This is a genomic window from Microbacterium sp. AISO3 (assembly GCF_002204305.1).
GTDB lineage: Bacteria > Actinomycetota > Actinomycetes > Actinomycetales > Microbacteriaceae > Microbacterium > Microbacterium arborescens.
Genome location: NZ_NHRF01000007.1, coordinates 88,814 through 106,912 on the forward strand (window position 1 = coordinate 88,814; position 18,099 = coordinate 106,912).

At 70.7% G+C, this 18,099-nt stretch carries 16 protein-coding genes; 6 read left to right on the forward strand and 10 right to left on the reverse strand.

The features are described from left to right. Positions 1–39 precede the first annotated feature (39 nt). The 6 genes from purU to CBF90_RS11590 form a co-directional block, all read right to left on the reverse strand. Positions 40–912 carry a formyltetrahydrofolate deformylase gene (purU, locus tag CBF90_RS11565; RefSeq protein WP_064956348.1) on the reverse strand — a complete coding sequence of 291 codons (873 nt, stop codon included), beginning with the start codon at positions 910–912 and terminating at the stop codon, positions 40–42. 131 nt (positions 913–1,043) lie between these two features. Beyond that, a complete protein-coding gene (locus tag CBF90_RS11570; protein WP_023952763.1) occupies positions 1,044–1,679 on the reverse strand; it encodes an alpha/beta fold hydrolase in 636 nt (211 codons plus the stop codon). A 169-nt stretch (positions 1,680–1,848) separates the two neighbouring features. Beyond that, positions 1,849–3,042, reverse strand: a complete 1,194-nt coding sequence (locus tag CBF90_RS11575) for a cobalamin-independent methionine synthase II family protein (RefSeq protein WP_088380661.1) — start codon at positions 3,040–3,042, stop codon at positions 1,849–1,851. A gap of 101 nt (positions 3,043–3,143) precedes the next feature. Further along, positions 3,144–3,413: a hypothetical protein gene (locus CBF90_RS11580; protein WP_023952761.1), complete on the reverse strand. Its 270-nt coding sequence runs from the start codon at positions 3,411–3,413 to the stop codon at positions 3,144–3,146. 21 nt (positions 3,414–3,434) lie between these two features. Then, entirely contained in the window at positions 3,435–4,928 is a 1,494-nt protein-coding gene (locus CBF90_RS11585; protein ID WP_088380662.1) for a peptide MFS transporter, read from the reverse strand. A 20-nt stretch (positions 4,929–4,948) separates the two neighbouring features. Next, a complete protein-coding gene (locus CBF90_RS11590; protein ID WP_064956345.1) occupies positions 4,949–6,346 on the reverse strand; it encodes an MFS transporter in 1,398 nt (465 codons plus the stop codon). A gap of 75 nt (positions 6,347–6,421) precedes the next feature. On the opposite strand from CBF90_RS11590, the gene CBF90_RS11595 reads away from it, so the two are divergent. After that, positions 6,422–7,153 (forward strand): GNAT family N-acetyltransferase, encoded by a 732-nt coding sequence (locus CBF90_RS11595; RefSeq protein WP_064956344.1) that lies wholly within the window; start codon positions 6,422–6,424, stop codon positions 7,151–7,153. A gap of 126 nt (positions 7,154–7,279) precedes the next feature. Here the strand turns inward: CBF90_RS11595 and CBF90_RS11600 are convergent, their stop codons facing one another. Beyond that, positions 7,280–8,086 (reverse strand): SDR family oxidoreductase, encoded by an 807-nt coding sequence (locus CBF90_RS11600; protein WP_023952758.1) that lies wholly within the window; start codon positions 8,084–8,086, stop codon positions 7,280–7,282. 153 nt (positions 8,087–8,239) lie between these two features. Next, positions 8,240–9,625 (reverse strand): flotillin family protein, encoded by a 1,386-nt coding sequence (locus CBF90_RS11605; RefSeq protein ID WP_071918611.1) that lies wholly within the window; start codon positions 9,623–9,625, stop codon positions 8,240–8,242. Between the two features lie 140 nt (positions 9,626–9,765). Between CBF90_RS11605 and CBF90_RS11610 the strand changes: the two genes are divergently transcribed. After that, complete coding sequence (locus CBF90_RS11610) at positions 9,766–11,154, forward strand: glycine--tRNA ligase (protein WP_023952754.1); 1,389 nt, start codon at positions 9,766–9,768, stop codon at positions 11,152–11,154. Between the two features lie 104 nt (positions 11,155–11,258). Here CBF90_RS11610 and CBF90_RS11615 read toward each other — a convergent pair whose 3' ends face one another. Next, complete coding sequence (locus CBF90_RS11615; RefSeq protein WP_088380663.1) at positions 11,259–14,846, reverse strand: endo-1,4-beta-xylanase; 3,588 nt, start codon at positions 14,844–14,846, stop codon at positions 11,259–11,261. 97 nt (positions 14,847–14,943) lie between these two features. Further along, positions 14,944–15,522: an HhH-GPD-type base excision DNA repair protein gene (locus tag CBF90_RS11620; protein ID WP_088380664.1), complete on the reverse strand. Its 579-nt coding sequence runs from the start codon at positions 15,520–15,522 to the stop codon at positions 14,944–14,946. Between the two features lie 40 nt (positions 15,523–15,562). Between CBF90_RS11620 and CBF90_RS11625 the strand changes: the two genes are divergently transcribed. From CBF90_RS11625 to CBF90_RS11640, 4 genes are all read left to right on the forward strand, one after another. Then, positions 15,563–16,957, forward strand: coding sequence for an NAD(P)/FAD-dependent oxidoreductase (locus CBF90_RS11625; RefSeq protein ID WP_172407831.1), 1,395 nt, complete (start codon positions 15,563–15,565; stop codon positions 16,955–16,957). 94 nt (positions 16,958–17,051) lie between these two features. Continuing rightward, positions 17,052–17,411: a hypothetical protein gene (locus CBF90_RS11630; protein WP_023952746.1), complete on the forward strand. Its 360-nt coding sequence runs from the start codon at positions 17,052–17,054 to the stop codon at positions 17,409–17,411. Between the two features lies 1 nt (position 17,412). Continuing rightward, a complete protein-coding gene (locus CBF90_RS11635; protein ID WP_023952744.1) occupies positions 17,413–17,823 on the forward strand; it encodes a phage holin family protein in 411 nt (136 codons plus the stop codon). Further along, the gene (locus CBF90_RS11640) at positions 17,813–18,079 is read left to right on the forward strand and encodes a hypothetical protein (protein ID WP_023952742.1); all 267 of its coding nucleotides are present in this window, start codon (positions 17,813–17,815) and stop codon (positions 18,077–18,079) included. The genes CBF90_RS11635 and CBF90_RS11640 overlap by 11 nt, the downstream gene beginning before the upstream one ends. The last annotated feature ends 20 nt before the right edge of the window (positions 18,080–18,099 follow it).

Here is an 18,099-nt window from a genome sequence, read left to right on the forward strand (position 1 = left end):
AGCCGAGACCCCGCCCGCGGGTTGAGACCCCGCCCGCGGTCAGAAGACGATCGTGTGGTTGCCGTGTCGGATGACGCGGTCCTGCGCGTGCCACAGCACCGCGCGCGAGAGCACCTGGCGCTCGACGTCAGCGCCGCGGCGGGCGAGCTCGGCCGCAGTGTCGGCGTGGGTCACGCGGATCGTGTCCTGCTCGATGATTGGCCCCTCGTCGAGGTCGGTGGTGACGTAGTGGCTCGTCGCCCCGATGAGCTTGACGCCGCGTTCCTTGGCCTTCTTGTAGGGCTCGGCGCCGATGAAGGCGGGGAGGAACGAGTGGTGGATGTTGATGACGGGCACGCCTAGCTTCTCGAGGAAGTCCGACGACAGGATCTGCATGTAGCGGGCGAGGACGACGAAGTCGACGTTGCCGACGAGCAGCTTCAGGATCTCGGCTTCGGACGCCGACTTGTCGGGGCCGGGCGTCGAGGGGACGTGGAAGAAGGGGACGTTGAACGAGCGGACGTCCTCGGCCGACGTGGTGTGGTTGGACACGACCATCGGCACCGTCACGGGGAGATCGCCGCGGCGGTGGCGCCACAGCAGGTCGAGCAGGCAGTGGTCCTGCTTCGACGACAGGATCGCCATGCGCTTGGGCACCGACTGGTCGGTCAGCGACCACTGCAGATCGAACCCGGCGAGCGTCTCGCCGATCTCGGCTTCGATCGACGGACGGTCGACCGCGAAGTTCGGCCGGTGGAACACGACGCGGCAGAAGTAGGCGCCGCCGGTCGGGTCATCGGAGTACTGGTCGAACGCGACGATGTTGCCACCCACGCGGGTGACCATCGCCGACAGGGCGGCGATGATGCCCGGCTGGTCCTGCCCGTGCACGATGAGGCAGGCGTGGGCGGGGTGGAGCGCAGAGTCGATCATCCTTCGATTCTGCCCTGTCCGACGGGCCCTCTCGGCACGTCACTCCCGTCGACTCGCCGGATTCTGCGGGTCCGCGGGGTGCGGCATCCGCGTTTCTTGGCGAGTCGACGGGGGAGACGGGGAAAGGAGGGTCAGTCGACGTCGAGGTAGTCCTCGATGACGAACGCGGCCTCGCCGGCGTGGGTCGCCGGGAAGAGGTGCCCGCCGCCTTCGAGGGTCACGAGGCTGACGAGGCCGGGAGCGGCGGCCTGGAGGCGCTCGCCGTTCGCGGGCGGCAGCACGTCGTCGTCGGCACCCTGGATGAGCATGACGGGGACCGTCGGGGCGAGCGCGCGCCATTCGTCGAGCGACACGGCCGCCGCGGCTGCCGCCTGCAGGGGCTCGAGGTCGGTGCGGGGTTCGTCGCCCTCCGCGCCGAGCAGCAGCACGCCGTCGACGCGGTCGGTGTGGTCGGTCGACACGGTGCGTGCGACGGCGCCGCCGAAGGCGTGGCCGCCGACCCAGGCATCGCCGAGTCCGACGTGGTCCATGACGTCGACGACATCCTGTGCCAGGTCGTGCAGCGTGACGCCCTCGGTCTGCGCCGTGCGGTAGCCCACGCGCAGGATGCGGAAGTCCTCCTCGGCCAGCACGTGCGCGAGGGTGCCGAGGGCGGCGACGTTGCTGTACCCGGGGATCAGCACCAGGACCGGCTCGCTGCCGGCATCCTCGACGTAGGGGATGGCGCGGCCCTCGGGCTCGAAGATCTGCGGCTGTGTGTCGGTCATGGCTCCCTCTCGCGGTGTCCTGCGATCTTTCACGGTAGTCGAATCGGCTGAGCACCCGCGGTCGCGGATGCAATGGATCGTGGTCGACACCCCGCTGGCGGATGCCGCTCCCCGGGATGTCGTCGATGATCCCTTGCATCGCGGAACGGCCGCCCGCGGCGAGGAAGAGTCAGACGCGCGATGCGGCGATCCGGGCGCCCTCGCCGAGGGAGGCGAGCTTGGCCCACGCGATGTCGGGATGGATGCGGCCGCCGAGGCCGCAGTCGGTCGAGGCGATCACGCGGTCGGGCCCGACGATGCTCGCGAAGCGCTCGATGCGCTGCGCGACGAGCTCGGGGTGCTCGACGACGTTGGTCGCGTGGCTGACGACGCCGGGCACGAGCACGAGGTCGTCGGGCACCGACGTCTGCGCCCACACGCCCGACTCGTGCTCGTGGCGGACGTTGCCGGCCTCGAACGAGATCGATCCGACGTTCGCCTCGAGGACGACGGGCAGGATGTCGGCGAGAGCGACGTCGGTCGTGTGCGGACCGTGCCACGAGCCCCAGCAGACGTGCAGCCGCACGAGCTCCTTCGGCAGCCCGGCGATCGCGTGGTTGATGGCCTCGACGCGGATGCGGGTGAACGCCTGGTAGTCGGCGATCGCGGGCTCCGGGTTGATCTGGTCGAAGTTCTCGGCGAGCGAGGGGTCGTCGAGCTGGACGATGAGACCCGCGTCGGTGATCGCCTTGTACTCCTCGCGCAGGGCGTCGGCCCACGCGAAGATGTGCTCCTCGTCGGTGGCGTAGTACTCGTTGCGCACGCGTGAGGCCGAGCCGGGGGCGATCGCGGTGAGGAAGCCCTGCTCGCCGTCGCGCAGCGTCGCCTTCAGATTGGCGATGTCGGATGCCACGGCCGCGTGCCCGCGGTAGGCGATCGGCCCGGTCGTCGTGGGGAACGCCGTCGCGGTCGCTCCCGCTTCGACGGCGTCGGCGTAGACGGCGGGGAAGAGCTGCCGGTCGCGGCGATCGAGGAACGAGGTGAGGCGGATGCGGCCCGGCTCGGAGCGCACGGGCGGCTCGTTGAACGCGTTGACCTCGGTCAGCGACAGGCCGCTCGCCCGCTGGAACGAGTACGACCACCACGCGCCGTAGTCGACCGCGTTCGACATCGCCTTGCCGAACTCGCCGTCGCCGACCTGGGTCACGCCCGCCTCGCGCTGGCGTGCGACCACGTCGGCCACCGCCTGCGCGGTCAGCTCGGTGAACTCGGGGCTGGACTGCAGGGTGAAACCGTCGTCGGCGAAGGTGCGCGCGCGGTTCGCGTCGATGAGGGCCTGCGTGCGGGGGAGGCTGCCGGCGGTGGTCGTGGTGATCTCGGTCATGAGCGTCGCTTTCTCATCGGGTGCGCCGCGACTCTAGCGCCGGGTCCGCGATGGCCCGGCATCCGGCCGTCATCGTGTGACGATGCCGCCCGCGCGGGCGTTCACCAGACGATGCCGCCGCCGACCGAGATCCCGCCCCACGTCAGCAGCACGAAGATGCCGGCGAAGACGACCGGGGCGATGCCCGACCCGCTGCGGGCGAGGCCCTTCAGAAGCGCGATCACGACGAGCACAGCGGCCACGAGCGAGAGGCCCCCGCCGAGGACGAAGCCGATGAACAGCGGGATCGGCATGAGGATGAGCCCGAGGAGGCCGACCCAGAAGGCGGCCCAGGCGGTGGGGTTCGAGCGGCGCACTGCGGAGGAGGACATGCCTCCATTCTCCCGCGTGTGTCAGCGCACGTCGCGCATGAGTGCGAGCACGGGCTTTCGGGCCGCGGCGAGGGCGAGGCCGAGGACGATCGCGATGGCGGCGAGGATCGAGAAGTAGGGCACCTCGTTCTCGGGGTCGTAGAAAGGCGCGAGCAGTCCCGAGATCGCCGTTCCCAGCGAGACCGAGAGGAAGAACAGCGCGACCATCTGCGTCTGGAACCTCGCCGGTGCGAGCTTTGTCGCAGCCGACAGACCGACGGGCGAGATCAGCAGCTCGGCGACGGTGAACACGAACAGGATGCCGACGATGGCGAGCAGCGGTGTCGCCGAGGGGCCGTCCGAGGCGAACGGCAGGAAGAGCAGGAACGCCAGTCCCATGACGATGACGCCCGCGCCGAACTTGATCGGTGTCGAGGGCTGACGCCTTCCGAGCTTCGTCCACAGAGCCGCGAAGACCCCCGAGAGGATGATGATGAAAACGGGGTTGATGGAGTTGACCCAGTCCGGCGGCATCTCCCACCCGAAGATGTTGCGGTCCAGCCGCTTCTCGGCGTAGATCGGGATGACGGTGAACTGCTGCTGGTACAGCGACCAGAAGGCGACGCTGACGATGAACAGCGGGATGAAGCCGTACACGCGCGACCGCTCGGTCGAGGTGATCCGCGAGCTCGAGATGATCACGGTGAAGTAGGCGATCGTCGCGGCGATGACGACGATGACGACGACGAGCGACAGGTTGTCGGCCCGGATGACTCCGAGGGCGATCAGGAGCGCGATGGCCGCGATCGCCGCCACGGCGATGCCGATGACCAGCGGGTAACGCGACCGGGGGAGCGGGTTGGGAACGCGACGCGCGGCCTCGGGCAGCGACCGGCGTCCGATGGCGTACTGGATCAGGCCGATGGTCATGCCGACCGCCGCGGCGCCGAACGCCCAGTGGAACCCGAGGCTCGTGCGCAGGAAGCCCGTCAGGAGCGGCCCCGCGAAGGCGCCGAGGTTGATGCCGAGGTAGAACAGCGAGAATCCGGCGTCGCGGCGGGGGTCGTGCTCGGAGTAGAGGGATCCGACGACCGCCGTGGCGTTCGCCTTCAACCCGCCCGAGCCGAGGGCTACGAGCACGAGCCCGACCGCGACCGAGAGCAGCCCCGGGAGCACCGCGAGCGCGACGTGGCCCGCGACGATGATGATCGCGCTGAAGAAGAGCACGCGCTCGGAGCCCAGCAGGCGATCGGCGATCCATGCTCCGAGGATCGTCGAGAGATAGACCGCTCCGCCGTAGGCGCCGACGATGCCGACGGCCGTGGCCTCGGGCAATCCCGCCCCGCCGTCCGAGACCGAGAAGTAGAGGTAGTAGACCAGGACGATCTGCATGCCGTAGAAGCTGAACCGCTCCCACAGCTCGACGCCGAAGATGTGCGTGAGCGCCCACGGCTGCCCGAAGAAGCGGCGGTCGTTCCTGCTGTCGTCGGAGGAATGATCGCGGGATGCGGTGGTGGCTGCGTCCTCGTGGCTCATGGATGCCGACGATACGCCGCTCAGGGCAAGGAGGGGTGCGCCTCGTGCGGATCACGGCGTTGCGGTATGCACAGCGCGACGGCGAGGGCGATCACGGCGGCGCCCAGGCCGAGGGCGAACGACACCTGGAATGCCGCAGGTGCCGGCACGGCCACGCCGTCGCGCTCGAGGGAGAACGCGGCGAGCACGGCGCCGATCAGTGCCGCGGCGGTGCTCGTCCCGAGCGAGCGGAACAGGGCGTTGAGCCCGTTCGATGCGCCGGTCTCGGTCGGGGGCACCGAGCGCATGATGAGCATCGGCATGCCGGCGTAGCCGAAGCCGATGCCCACGCCGATGAGGAGATTCGCCGCGAGCAGATGCCAGACCTCGGAGGCCCACACGAGGGAGAAGCCGTAGGCGAGGATCAGGGCGATCGAGCCGAGGACGAGCAGCAGGCGGGGACCGACGGTGCGCGCCAGGCGCCCCGAGAACGGCGAGAGCACCATCATCACCAGGCCCGCCGGCATGACGATGAGGCTCGCCTGCAGCAGCGTCAGCCCGAAGCCGCCGACCGCTTCGGGAAGCTCGAGCATCTGCGGATACGACACGTTCGAGGCGAAGAGCGAGAAGCCGATGGCGATCGAGGCGAGGTTCGTCAGCAGCACCGCGGGCCGGGCGGCGACGCGCAGGTCGAGCAGCGGGTCGGCGATGCGCAGCTCGAACCACCCCCACACCAGCAGCACGAGGATGCCGCCGAGGCCGCAGGCGAGGGTCGCCGCCGACGCCCAGCCCCACGTGTTCCCGCGCGAGACGGCGAGGAGCACGCCGGTCAGGCCGATCGCGAGGCCGATCGCCCCGATGAGGTCGAATCGGCCGGGGGTTCGCAGCACGCTCGGCGGAACGATGAGCACGACAAGCACGAGGACGACCGCGCCCAGGCCCGCCGACATCCAGAACAGCACGTGCCAGTCGCTCGTCTCGGTGATGAGCGCGCTCACGGGCATGCCGACGGCACCGCCGACGCCGAGGGTCGCCGACATCAGCGCGATCGCCGCGTCGACGCGGTTCTCGTGCAGCACGTCGCGCATGATCGAGATCCCGAGCGGCACGACGCCCGTCACCGCGCCCTGCAGGGCACGCCCGACGATGACGCCGACGATGTCGGTCGACAGCGCCGCGATGATCGACCCGACGATGAGCAGGACGAGCAGCACGAGCACGATGCGGCGCTTGCCGTACATGTCGCCGAGCCGCCCCGCGATCGGGGTGAAGACCGCCGCGGCGAGCAGCGTGGCGGTGACGACCCACGCCGTGTCCTCGCGGCTCGCGTCGAGCAGCTCCGGCAGCTTCGACTGGATCGGGACGACGAGCGTGAACATGAACGAGGAGGCCAGTCCCGCGATGGCCAGCACGGCGACGATCGCGCCCTGCCGCGGCATCCGGGTGAGTCTTCGTCGTTGGTCGTCGCCCGATGCCATCCCTTCAGGCTATCCGCGGCGGCGTAGGGTGGGCTCATGAGCGAGAGCGTTCCCCCGATCCCAGCCGACGTGCCCGCGGGGATCGACATCCGCCCCCTCGAGACCGTCGCCGACATCTTCGCCGGCGCCGCGGTGCTGCGCGAGGTGTGGGGCGGCGACCGCGATTCGGTGCCCACGAACCTCATGCGCGCGCTGGCCTACTCGGGCAACTACGTGGTCGGCCTCTTCGACGGCGACCGGGTCGTCGGCGCGTCGGTGGCGTTCTTCGCCGAGCCCGGAGCGCGGTCGATGCACTCGCACGTGACCGGTGTGCTGCCGGAGTACCAGCAGCAGGGGCTCGGACGCGTGCTCAAGCAGCATCAGCGGGCGTGGGCCTTCGCCCGCGAGGTCGGCACGATCACGTGGACCTTCGACCCGCTGTTCGCGCGCAACGCGCACTTCAACCTGCAGGTGCTCGGAGCCCGCATCAGCGACTACCTCGTCGACCAGTACGGCCTCATGGACGACGGCATCAACCGCGGCGAGGTCACCGACCGCCTCATGGTGACGTGGCCGCTCGCCGCGCCGCCGCAGGAGCGTCCGTCCGACGACCGGATCGTCGCGACGATCGAGGTGCCCGACGACATCCATGCCATCCGCGCCGCGTCCCCGGCCGAAGCCGACGCCTGGCGCGACCGCGTGCGCGCGCAGTTCCTCGAGCACTTCGCGGCCGGGCTCTCCGTCGGCGGCTTCGACGACCAGCGCGGCTACCTCCTCGTCCGGCCCTGACTGACCTGACCTGCGCCTGCACCCGCAATCGCAGCCGCAACCGAGCGAGGTCCCACTCCGGCCGGGTATCAGCTCTGAGTAACCGGCCCAAGTGGGACCTCGGGGTGTGCGTCGGGGTGGCGCGGGCTACTCGGCGCCGGCGTCGCGCCAGTCGTCGGACTCCATGTGCGAGCCGGCCTGCGGGCCCATCTGCAGCATCCCGCCGTCGACGACCCACGTTGCGCCGGTGACGTACGACGAGGCCGGCGAGGCGAGGAAGGCCACCACGGCTGCGATCTCCTCGGGCTTGCCGGGGCGCGGGATCGGGATGCCGGGACGGTGGGTCTTCTCGGCCTCGTCGCCCTCCATGTCGTTGATGGGCGTCGCGATCTCGCCCGGGGCGACGGAGTTGACGGTGATGTCACGGGGGCCGAGCTCCTGCGCCATCGTCTTCACGAGGCCCTCGAGCCCGTGCTTCGAGGCGACGTAGGCGGCCGAGCCCACGCGCGGCTGCGAGCCGTGGACGCTCGTCACCGCGATGATGCGGCCGCCGTCGCCGGCATCCGCCATGAGCTTCGCGGCGGTCTGCATCCCGAGGAACGCGCCGTCGAGGTTGAGCGCGACGACCGTGCGCCAGCCGTCGAGGTCGAGGTCGAGCACGGGCCCCCCGGTGCCCCCGCCGGCGTTGTTGACGAAGACGTCGAGGCCGCCGAGGTCTGCGGCGAGCTGCTCGATGACACCGGGGACCTTCTCGAACTCGGTCGCGTCGAACTGCGCGACGACGGCCTTGCGGCCCCGGGCCCGGACACCCTCGGCGGTCTCGTTCGCGCCCTCCTCATCGGAGTGCCAGGTGACCCCGACGTCCATTCCGGCGTCGGCGAGGGCGAGGGCGGTCGCGCGGCCGATCCCCGAGTCGGAAGCGGTCACGATGGCACGGCGAGGAGTGAAGGTCATGCCCTGACGCTACGAACGGACGGCGTGGCGGCGCACCCGGTTGACAAGGGCGCGCGGTAACTCCTCGGACCCGGGCGCCCGAAACCGACGGCGCCCCGTCGTCACACGGGAGGTGAGACGGGGCGTCGTCGGATCTGAGGAGTCAGCGCAGGGTCACTCCGCCGGGGCCGCAGCCGGAGCAGCCGCGGCGGCGTCGTCCTCCCGCAGACCCTGGGCGACACCGCGGCCGGTTGCCTGGCCCTGGATGATCTGACGCAGGTCGATGCCGGTCGTCGCCTGCACCGCGTCGAAGGTGGCGCGCATGCTCGACGCGCTCTCGGAGGCGATGTGGCTCGACGCGCCGTCGCCGCCGAGCACCGTGATGGAACCGACCTTGTCGAAGCCGCGGGCGAACTCGGTCATCAGCGGCACGAGGGCCTCGATCGCACGCTGCGCGAGCAGGGCCTCCTGGTTCTGGGCGATGGCGGCGGCCTCGGCCTCGATCGCCTCGGCGCGGGCCTCACCCGCCAGGCGCACGGCGTCGGCCTCGGCCTGAGCCCGCAGACGCGTGGCCTCGGCCTCCTGGGCGGCGATCTGGGCGCGGGCCTCAGCGGCCTTGACCTCGGCGTACGCGTCGGCGTCGGCCTTGCGCTGGCGCTCGTAGAGCGAGGCGTCGGCGACCTTCTTGATGTCGGCGTCGAGCTGGGCCTGCCGGTTCTCGGCGGCCTGCAGCAGCACGTCCTGCTCGCGCTGTGCCCGGGCGAGGGCCTCGGCCTGCTCCGCCTCGGCACGGGCGCGACCGACCTCGGCGGAGGCGGCGGCGGAGTTCTTGTCGTACGCGGTCTGCTCGATCAGGTTCGCCTCGTCGGTGGCGAGCTGACGCGCCTTGACCTCGCGGGCCGCGTTGATGCGGGCGACCTCGGCCTCGCGGCGCACGCGCTCGACCTCGGTCGCGCCGAGGGCGTCGATGTAGCCGTTCTTGTCGGTGATGCCCTGGATCTGGAACGAGTCGAGGATGAGGCCCTGGGCCAGCAGGTCGCTCTTGATGCCCTCGGCGATCTGGTCCGACAGCTTCTGGCGGTCCTTCATCAGCTGCTCGACGGTCAGCGTCGCGACGACGCCGCGGAGCGCGCCCTCGAGCTGCTCGGTCGTGAACTGCTCGATCGCGCCGTCCTGCGACAGGAAGCGCTCGGCGGCGCGACGGACGAACTCCGGGTCCGAGCCGATCTTCACGAGCGCGACGCCCGCGACCATGACGGTGACGCCGTTGGATGCCTGAGCCGTGGGCTCCATCTTGATTTGACGTGCACGCAGCGAGATCATCTCGGCGCGCTGGGTCAGCGGGTTGACGAGGGCGCCGCCTCCAGTGATGACCGAGATGCGCGAGGAGTCTCCCGCCGCGTTCTTCTGGTTGCGACCGACGACGACGAGCGCCTGGTCGGCCTTGGCGACCTTGTACCAGGCCCGCACCATGACCAGCAGGAAGATGAGAAGGATGATGACGGCGATCACGGCGATGCCGCCGATCACGAGCGCGCCTCCGGCGAATAGAGCTTCCATGCTGACCTTTCCCGTGCGTAACGATGTGTGCTTCGACCGTATCGGGGTCGGCCTGCGCGGCGCGACTAGAATCGAGGATGCCGTTGTCTGCGGCATCCGCGCCGCTGGCGCATCCCGAAAACGACCATGAGGAGCCACCTGTGGCCGAGCAGTCCCGCCTCGACAAAGTCATCGCCCTCGCCCGTCACCGCGGGTTCGTCTTCCAGGCGGGGGAGATCTACGGCGGTTCGCGCTCCGCGTGGGACTACGGCCCCCTCGGCACCGAACTCAAGGAGAACATCCGCCGTCAGTGGTGGCAGACGTTCGTCCGCGGTCGCGGCGACATGGTCGGCCTCGACTCATCGATCATCCTGCCCAAGCGCGTCTGGGAGGCCTCCGGCCACGTCGCGACCTTCACCGACCCCCTGGTCGAGTGCCTGCAGTGCCACAAGCGCTTCCGCGAGGACACCCTCATCGAGGACTTCGAGGCGCGCAAGGGCCGCACGGCCGAGAACGGTCTGGCCGATGTCCCGTGCCCGAACTGCGGCACGAAGGGTCAGTACACCGAGCCCAAGTCGTTCTCGGGCCTGGTGAAGACCTACCTCGGCGTCGTCGACGACGAGACCGGCCTGTACTTCCTGCGCCCCGAGACCGCTCAGGGCATCTTCGTGAACTTCTCGAACGTTCTGACCGCGAGCCGCAAGAAGCCGCCGTTCGGCATCGGCCAGGTCGGCAAGGCGTTCCGCAACGAGATCACGCCGGGCAACTTCATCTTCCGCACGCGCGAGTTCGAGCAGATGGAGATCGAGTTCTTCACGCCGCCCGCCGAGGCGCAGCAGTGGTTCGAGCACTGGGTCGAGGCGTGCTGGAACTGGTTCATCGAGCTCGGCATCGACGCCGACAACATGCGGCGCTTCGACGTTCCCGAGGACGACCGCGCCCACTACTCCGCCGGCACGATCGACGTCGAGTACCGCTTCGGATTCCCGGGCAAGGAGTGGGGCGAGCTCATGGGCGTCGCGAACCGCACCGACTACGACCTGGGCAGCCACTCCGAGGCATCCGGTCAGTCGCTGACCTACTTCGACCAGGCCTCCGGCGAGAAGTACACGCCGTACGTCATCGAGCCGTCGTTCGGTCTGACGCGCGCGATGATGGCCTTCCTCGTCGACGCCTACGACGAGGAAGAGGTGCCGAACGCGAAGGGCGGCGTCGACACCCGCACCGTGCTGCGCCTCGACCCGCGCCTGGCTCCCGTGAAGGTGGCGGTGCTGCCGCTCAGCCGCAACGAGCGCCTGTCGCCGCTGGCGCGCGAGGTCGCCGACACCCTCCGGGGCCGCGGCTGGAACATCGACTTCGACGACGCCGGCGCGATCGGGCGCCGCTACCGGCGTCAGGACGAGGTCGGCACGCCGTTCTGCGTCACCGTCGACTTCGACTCGCTCGATGACCGCGCCGTCACGGTGCGCGACCGCGACTCGATGGCCCAGGAGCGCATCGCCCTCGACGCGCTCGAGGGCTACCTCGCCGAGCGCCTGCGCGGCGCCTGACGCACCTGCGGGCGGAGAACGTCGCGAACCTCGGAGCCATCCTGTGATGGACTCCGAGGTTCGCGCTTTTCTCCGACGTTCGTGCCCGAGGTCGAAACCGCGGGTCAGGGGGTCCGGCGACGACGGAGCGCGAGGAACAGGCCGCCGGCGGTCAGGAGGACCGCGGCCGCGAGTGCTGCGCCCCACGGCAGTTCGCCGCCGGTCGCGCTGAGGCTGCTGCCCGCACTGGCCGTGCCGCCCGCGCCGCCGCTGCCGCCCGCGCCGCCGACCGCGCTCACGACCGTCACGGCCACACGGATGTCGTCCAACCCGGGTGAGGTGATCACGAGCGTGTGCTCGCCGAGCTCGAGGTCGCGGGGGATGGCGACGGCGAAGCGCACCTCGCCCGACGCGTCGGCCGCGGGGATGCCGCTGACGACGATCGGATCGCTGTAGAGCGTGGCGCCGATCTGCTGCTGCGGCTCGAGGCCCGAGACCCGCACGGGCAGCGATCCGCCCTGGGCGACACGGCCGTCGCCGACGTCGATCGTCGCCCACGCGGCGGGTTCGCCCGGTTCGCCGGGCGTGGTCACCGACTCGACGAGGTGCAGGACGCCCCACCGCGAGGTGGTCTGGTAGCCCGTTCCGGTCGGCTCGGCCCACGTGTGCACGGCGAAGCGCGACCCGCCGCGGGCGTCGTTCACCTGCGCGTCGAAGCCCTGGAAGGTGCCGGCGCCGCCGAGCGGAACGTCGCTCTGCCCGCCGGACTGGCCGACGAGGTCGATCGCCGCCTCGACGATGTACCCGTCGGCGGTGCGGGCGGTCGCGCTCTCGAGCAGTCGTGACCGCTGGAGCGCCTCGTTGCCGGTGCCGAAGGTGACGTCGCCGTCGACGGTGATGCGGATCTGCGTGTCGTTGGGACCGTACGCGCCGTTCTTCGTGTTTCCGAGGTCGAGGAAGATCTCGACGCCGTCGCGGTTCCAGGGGTCGCTGTTCGCGGTGTCGATCTCGGGGTCGACGACCTCGAACAGCGCGTAGAGCACGTTGTCGCGCCAGAGCGTGCGGACCGTCGCTCTCGCCCCGGCGGCGTCGCCCTCGACGCGCTTGGCGGTCTCGATCCGCGGCGCGGCAGCCCACGCGTCGTCCACGACCGCGTCGACCGTGATCGCCTCGGCGCGGGGGATCTCGAGGTACGACAGCTCCTCGTAGAAGGTCAGCTGACCCGTCGCGCCCGCGGAGTTCCATGATCCGGCGAGGCCGTCCGCACTGAAGACGCGCACATCGAACGCGGCTGTCGCGCCCGCGGTGGGCGCCTCGTGCGGCAGCCGGACGACGGAGTAGAACGCGCCCTCGGCCTCGACGGTCCGGCCAGCGAGCGTGCCGCCGGCGGCGAAGACGGCCTGGTCGTCGCCGTAGGTGAACTCGATCCGCTCGGGCCGCGCGTTCGAGCGGACCAGCACTGTGAGATGGTCGTCGCTCCAGCGCGTCTGGAAGCCGCCGGCGTCGCCGGTGAGCGGATGCTCGGGCAGGTTGCGCCACGCGGGGGAGTCGACGATCGCCCCGTCGAGGTCGACGTCGCCGCGGAACACATCCGCGGTCGTCACGAGCGGCGGCAGGCCGTCGTCCTGGCCGATCGCGCCGTAGAACGCCGACTTCGCGCTCAGGTCGCCCGCGAACAGCAGCGGCGCCTGCTCCGAGCGCCACGAACGCGCGTCGGTGAGACCCCAGACGGTGACCGAGTAGAGCCCCTCGGATGCCGGTGCCCCGGCGTGGTAGTCGCGGAACACGTCGAACGCGTCGCGGTAGTAGTACCCCTGGCGCGCGAGGTTCGCGGCGGTGGCGGGGTTGACCGTGACGTCGAGCTCGGTGACGGCCTGCATGAGGCCGAGACCGGCGAACCGGTCGAGCGTGCTCTCGAGAGCGCTGACGGGGGTGTTGATCGAGACGTGGAACTGGTGGCCCACCCCGTCGAGCGGCGTCCCGGCATCCAGCATCCGCCGGACGAGGGCCTCGTACTGCGTGCCCTTGGCGTCCTGCTCGGTGTTGTAGTCGTTGATGAACAGCTTCACGGGGCGGTCCGAGCCCGGGGTGGCGTAGTCGACGTTGAACGCCTGGTCGGCGAGCCGGAAGGCGAGGTGGATGAACTCCTCGCCGAGGACGTCGTGCCACCGGCTGGTCCGCAGGCCGTCGGGCGTCGCCTGATCGGAGATGACCTCGTTGACGACGTCCCACGCGACGAGGGGATTGGTCTCGGATCCGAAGAGGCCGTAGTCGTCGGCGATCGATCGGGCGACGTCGTCGATGTGGGTCGCGAGCCGGTCGCGCAGCAGCTGCTTGTCGGCTTCCGAGTCGGCGAGCTCGCGCCCCGACGCATCCTGGAAGAACCAGTCGGGGGTCTGCGCGTGCCACAGCAGGACGTGTCCGTAGAGGCGCAGGTCGTTCGCGGCCGCGTAGTCGAGCAGCGCGGTGGCCTGCGGGTGGCGCTGGAACCGCTGCTGGTCGTCGTACCAGGCCTCGACCTTCATGTGGTTCTCGGGCGTGATCTGGTCGAAGTGGTGCCGGAGCAGGTCGGATGCCGCACCGCCGGTCTCGCGCTGATCGATCGCGACGCCGACGGGGAAGTCGGTCGTGTTCTTCAGCGGCGTGAGATCGAGGTCGCCCTCGCCGGCCTCGGGCACCGTGACCCGGACCTGATCGACGAGGAACGGCGAGGTGTTGCCGGAGTTGTACCGGGCCTCGATGTAGAGCTCGGCGGCCGCGTCGTAACCGGGGACGGTGATGTCGCCGGCGACGGTCGTCCATCCGGTCGCCGAGACGCTCTCGGCCTGCAGGAGGTTGGTGTAGGTGACCGTGCCGCCGTCGTCGGTGCGCATCGAGACGGTGAGACCCTGCCCGGGGTCCGCGCCGGGCGCGAAGCGGAGGGCCGCCGAGAATGCGTAGGTCTGCCCCGCGAGGAGGGTGTCGGTGACGTCCAGCAGGATGCCGTCGCCCTCGTGCGTCCGGTCGCTGACGAGTGCCGCGTGCGACGACTCGTCGGCTCCGCCCGGCACGACCTGGACGGTCGGGCCCGCACCGCTCGACCCGACCCGGGGCTGCCAGGCGCCGAGGGCGCCGTCGTCGAACGCGCTCTCGATCAGAACGGTGCCGGGGGTCTGCGGGCCGGTTCCGGGATCCGTGCCCGGATCGCCGGACGTCGCCGTGACGGTGACGTCGTCGACGAGGTAGGTGTACGCGGCCGTTCCGGCGATGTCGCCCGTGCCGAGGTACAGCCGCACGTCGTCGGTGGTGGCCGGCGACGTCCAGGTCCCCGTGACGGTCGTCCAGTCGTCGGCCGTGATGGTCGTGTTGCCGATCCAGGCGTATCCGGGGACGCCGACCCAGCGCGCCTGCGTGTCGGGCGTGCCGGCGGCGAGACGCAGGCGCGCGCTGACGGTGTATTCGGTCTCGGGCTCGAGGACGCCCGCCGCGGTCTGGATGCCGACGTAGTCGGCGTCGCGGTCCCGTACGACGAGGGCTCCGTCGGCGTAGCCGAGGGTCGAGCCGTCGCCGCCGCTCTGCGTCAGCCCGTCGCCGAGTGAGGGGGTCGAGAAATCGTTGGCGATGACGGGGGCGGCGGCCGTGGGGGCCGCGGCGGCTCCCGTTGCGGCGAGCAGCGGTGCGGCGAGGGCCGCGGTCGCCGCGACTGCCAGTATTCGGGGTCGACGAATTCGCATGGTTCGAGCGCTCCTTTGCGCAGACCGGGGGAACGGATTGTCGACTACTCAAACATATCCGCCGCGTTCCGCCAGCCTTTTCGAAAACCCCTGATGATCAGGAGCTCGCAGCCTCCTTCGCAGCGGCTTTCGCCGCGCGCTTGTACTCGCGCACCTTCGTCAGCGACTCGGGCGAGACGATGTCGGCCACCGAGCGGAAGGAGCCCTCGTCGCCGTAGGAGCCCGCCGCCTCGCGCCATCCGCTGCCCGCGAAGCCGTACTGCTTGCCCAGGAGCGCGAGGAAGATCTTCGCCTTCTGCTCGCCGAAGCCGGGAAGCGCCTTGAGCCGCTTCAGGACGGTGGGTCCATCCGGGTCGCCGGAGGTCCAGATCGCCGAGGCGTCGCCACCCCAGTCGTCCACGATCGTCTGGCAGAGCGTCTGCACGCGGCCTGCCATCGACCCGGGGAACCGGTGCACGGCGGGCGTCTGGCGGAAGACCTCGACGAACTCCTCGGGGCCGTATCCCGCGATCGTCGCCGCGTCGACCGACCCCGCGCGCTCGCGGATCTTCAGCGGGCCCGTGAACGCCGTCTCCATGGCGATCTGCTGGTCGAGCAGCATCCCGATCAGCAGCGCGAGCGGGTTCTCGGTCAGCAGCTGATCGGCGGCGTCGTCGTCGGTGATGTGCAGGCTCATGCTCCCCATGTTCTCATCGGCGAGACGGCAGGATGGGGGGATGACGGATCTCGTGACGCACGCCCACGACACCCGGGTCGTCGTGGTCGGCGGCGGAATGGCGGGTGTCGTTGCGGCTCTGGAGTGCGCGCGACTCGGCCTGCGGGTCACGCTGATCGAGGCCGGGCCGCATCTCGGCGGCTCGCTCGACCGCGCGGCGCTGGGCGACCTGACGGTGGATGCCGCGGCCGACGGCCTGCCGGCGTCGGCGAAGACCCTCGCGACCCTGATCGACGAGGTCGGGCTGACCGGCGACCTCGAGACCGCCCGCGACGACGAGCTCTGGCTCGGTGCCGGCCCGAACGGGCCCGCGCCGGCACCTGCCGAGACCGTGCTCGGCATCCCCGCCAATCCGTGGGCGGAGGACGTGCGGCGGCACATCGAGACCCAGGGTGCCTGGCGGGCCTATCTCGACCGCGTTCGCCCGCCCCTGACCGTCGGGCGTCGCCGCAGCCTGGGCGAGCTCGTGTCGTCGCGCATGGGCGAGCGCGTGCGCGACCGCCTCGTGGCGCCCTACGTGCTCGCCGTACACGGCGTCGCACCCGAGTTCATCGACGTCGACGCCGCCGCACCGTCGCTCAACCCCGCGCTCACCCGGACCGGCTCGCTCAGCGGCGCGGTCGCGCAGACCCTGCGCGCCGGTTCACCCCGTCGTCAGGCTCCGCGCGGCGGGCTATTCCGCCTGATCGATGCCCTCGACGCTCGCCTGCGGGACTTCGACGTCGACATCCGCACCGGCGCGGCCGTGACGGAGATCCGTCGCGAGCGCGCCACCTGGCTCGTGCGTGCCGAAGGCGTCGAAGAGCCCGTGCCTGCCGACCTGCTGATCGTCGCGGCAGACGAAGACACCGCTCGACGGCTGCTCGCCCCGCACGTCGAGCTTCCCGAGAGCGCCGAGCCGCGCCCGCAGCCGTTGGATGTCGTGCTGCTGCGCATCGCCGGAGTCGACCTGCCCGGTCGCGGGTCACTCGTCATCGGCCCCGGGGCAGAGCCGGTCACCGTGCGTCCGATCTCGCGGACGTGGCCCTGGATCGGCGCGGCGCTGCCCGAGGGCGAGCACATCCTCCGGGTGACCGTTCCCTACACCGACGCGCCCGATGCGGATGTCGTCGAGACCGCGCGCATCGCGGCATCCGAGCTGAGCGGAGCAGCGATCCCGGCGGATGCCGTCCGCGCCTCGGCGCGCATCACCTACTCCCGCGCGGCACCGGCGTCGTTGCTCGGTCATGACGAGGCGGTCCAGAGCATCCGGTCCCGCGCGCGCTCGGTTCCGGGGCTCGCGCTCGTGGGCGGGTGGCTGTCGGGGAACAGTCTCGAGCGGGTCGCCGCCGACGCGATCGCCGAGGCCGACGCGGCGCGCCACGCGGTGCTGTGGCGCGGGGTCGATCCGGCATGATAGTCGGCTCCGCCCGGTTACGGGAGTGGATACCTGAGGCGGCATACGGCGATAGCCTGGGACCACGCAGCAACGTCGAACGTGAGGAGACCCCATGAGGGGCAAGATTGGCATCGCCGTCGGACTCGCCGCGGGCTACGTGCTCGGGGCACGCGCCGGGCGTCAGCGCTACGAGCAGATCAAAGAGAAGGCCCAGCAGGTCTGGGAGCTCGATCCCGTGCAGAAGCAGGTGGGCAAGGTCACCGAGCTCGGCAAGTCAGCCGCCCTCGCCGTGCCCAGCGTCGTCTGGGACAGCGCGAAGAAGGTCGTGAAGGCCGCGAGCAAGAGCGGCACTCCCGGCGAGAAGCTCGACGCGGCCGTCTCCGAGGGCGAGAAGGCCGCCGGTGACGTGCGCAAGGCCGCTGAACGCGACGCACGCAAGGTCGCCGACGCGAGCGCCGTGGCGGACAGCTGAGATGAGCACGCCCCGCGGATTCCGCGACCGCGCCGACGACAGCCTGTTCACCCTGATCGGCGAGATCCCCGAGCTGGTCCGCAACCTCGTCGTCGCCGAGATCGACTCGGCGAAGGCCTGGGCCAAGAAGACGGGAAAGGATGCCGGCCTCGGCGGCGTCTGGTTCATCGTCGCGCTCTTCTTCCTCTTCTGGACGATCCCGGCCATCGGCGCCTTCGCGATCATCGGACTGTCGTCGTGGCTGCCCGCCTGGGCGGCGTCGCTCATCGTGATCGGGATCCTGCTCGTGATCGCCGCCGTGTTCGCGGTGCTGGGCCTCCTGCGCTTCAAGCGCCTGAGCTCGCGCCAGAACCCCGCCCAGGCGATCTCCACCGACGCCAAGATCGTGAAGGAAGTGGCCGATGAGTTCTGAGCTCCCCGACACCGCCGTACCGCTGGGCATCACCGATCCGGTCGAGAAGGCGCGCGCCGAGCTGAAGGCCGCACTCGCCGCGATCGAGCACAAGGCGAACCTCCCCAAGCGCGCCGTCATCGCCACCGACCGCGCCAGCCGCGAGGCGCGCGCATACGCGCAGCGCAACCCCGCCGGGGCCACCGCGGCAGCGGTCGGCGTCGCCGTCGCGGTGGGCGCCGTGGTCTGGGGCATCGCCCGACTGATCGCGCGCTGACCCCGTCGGGTCCGCCCAGC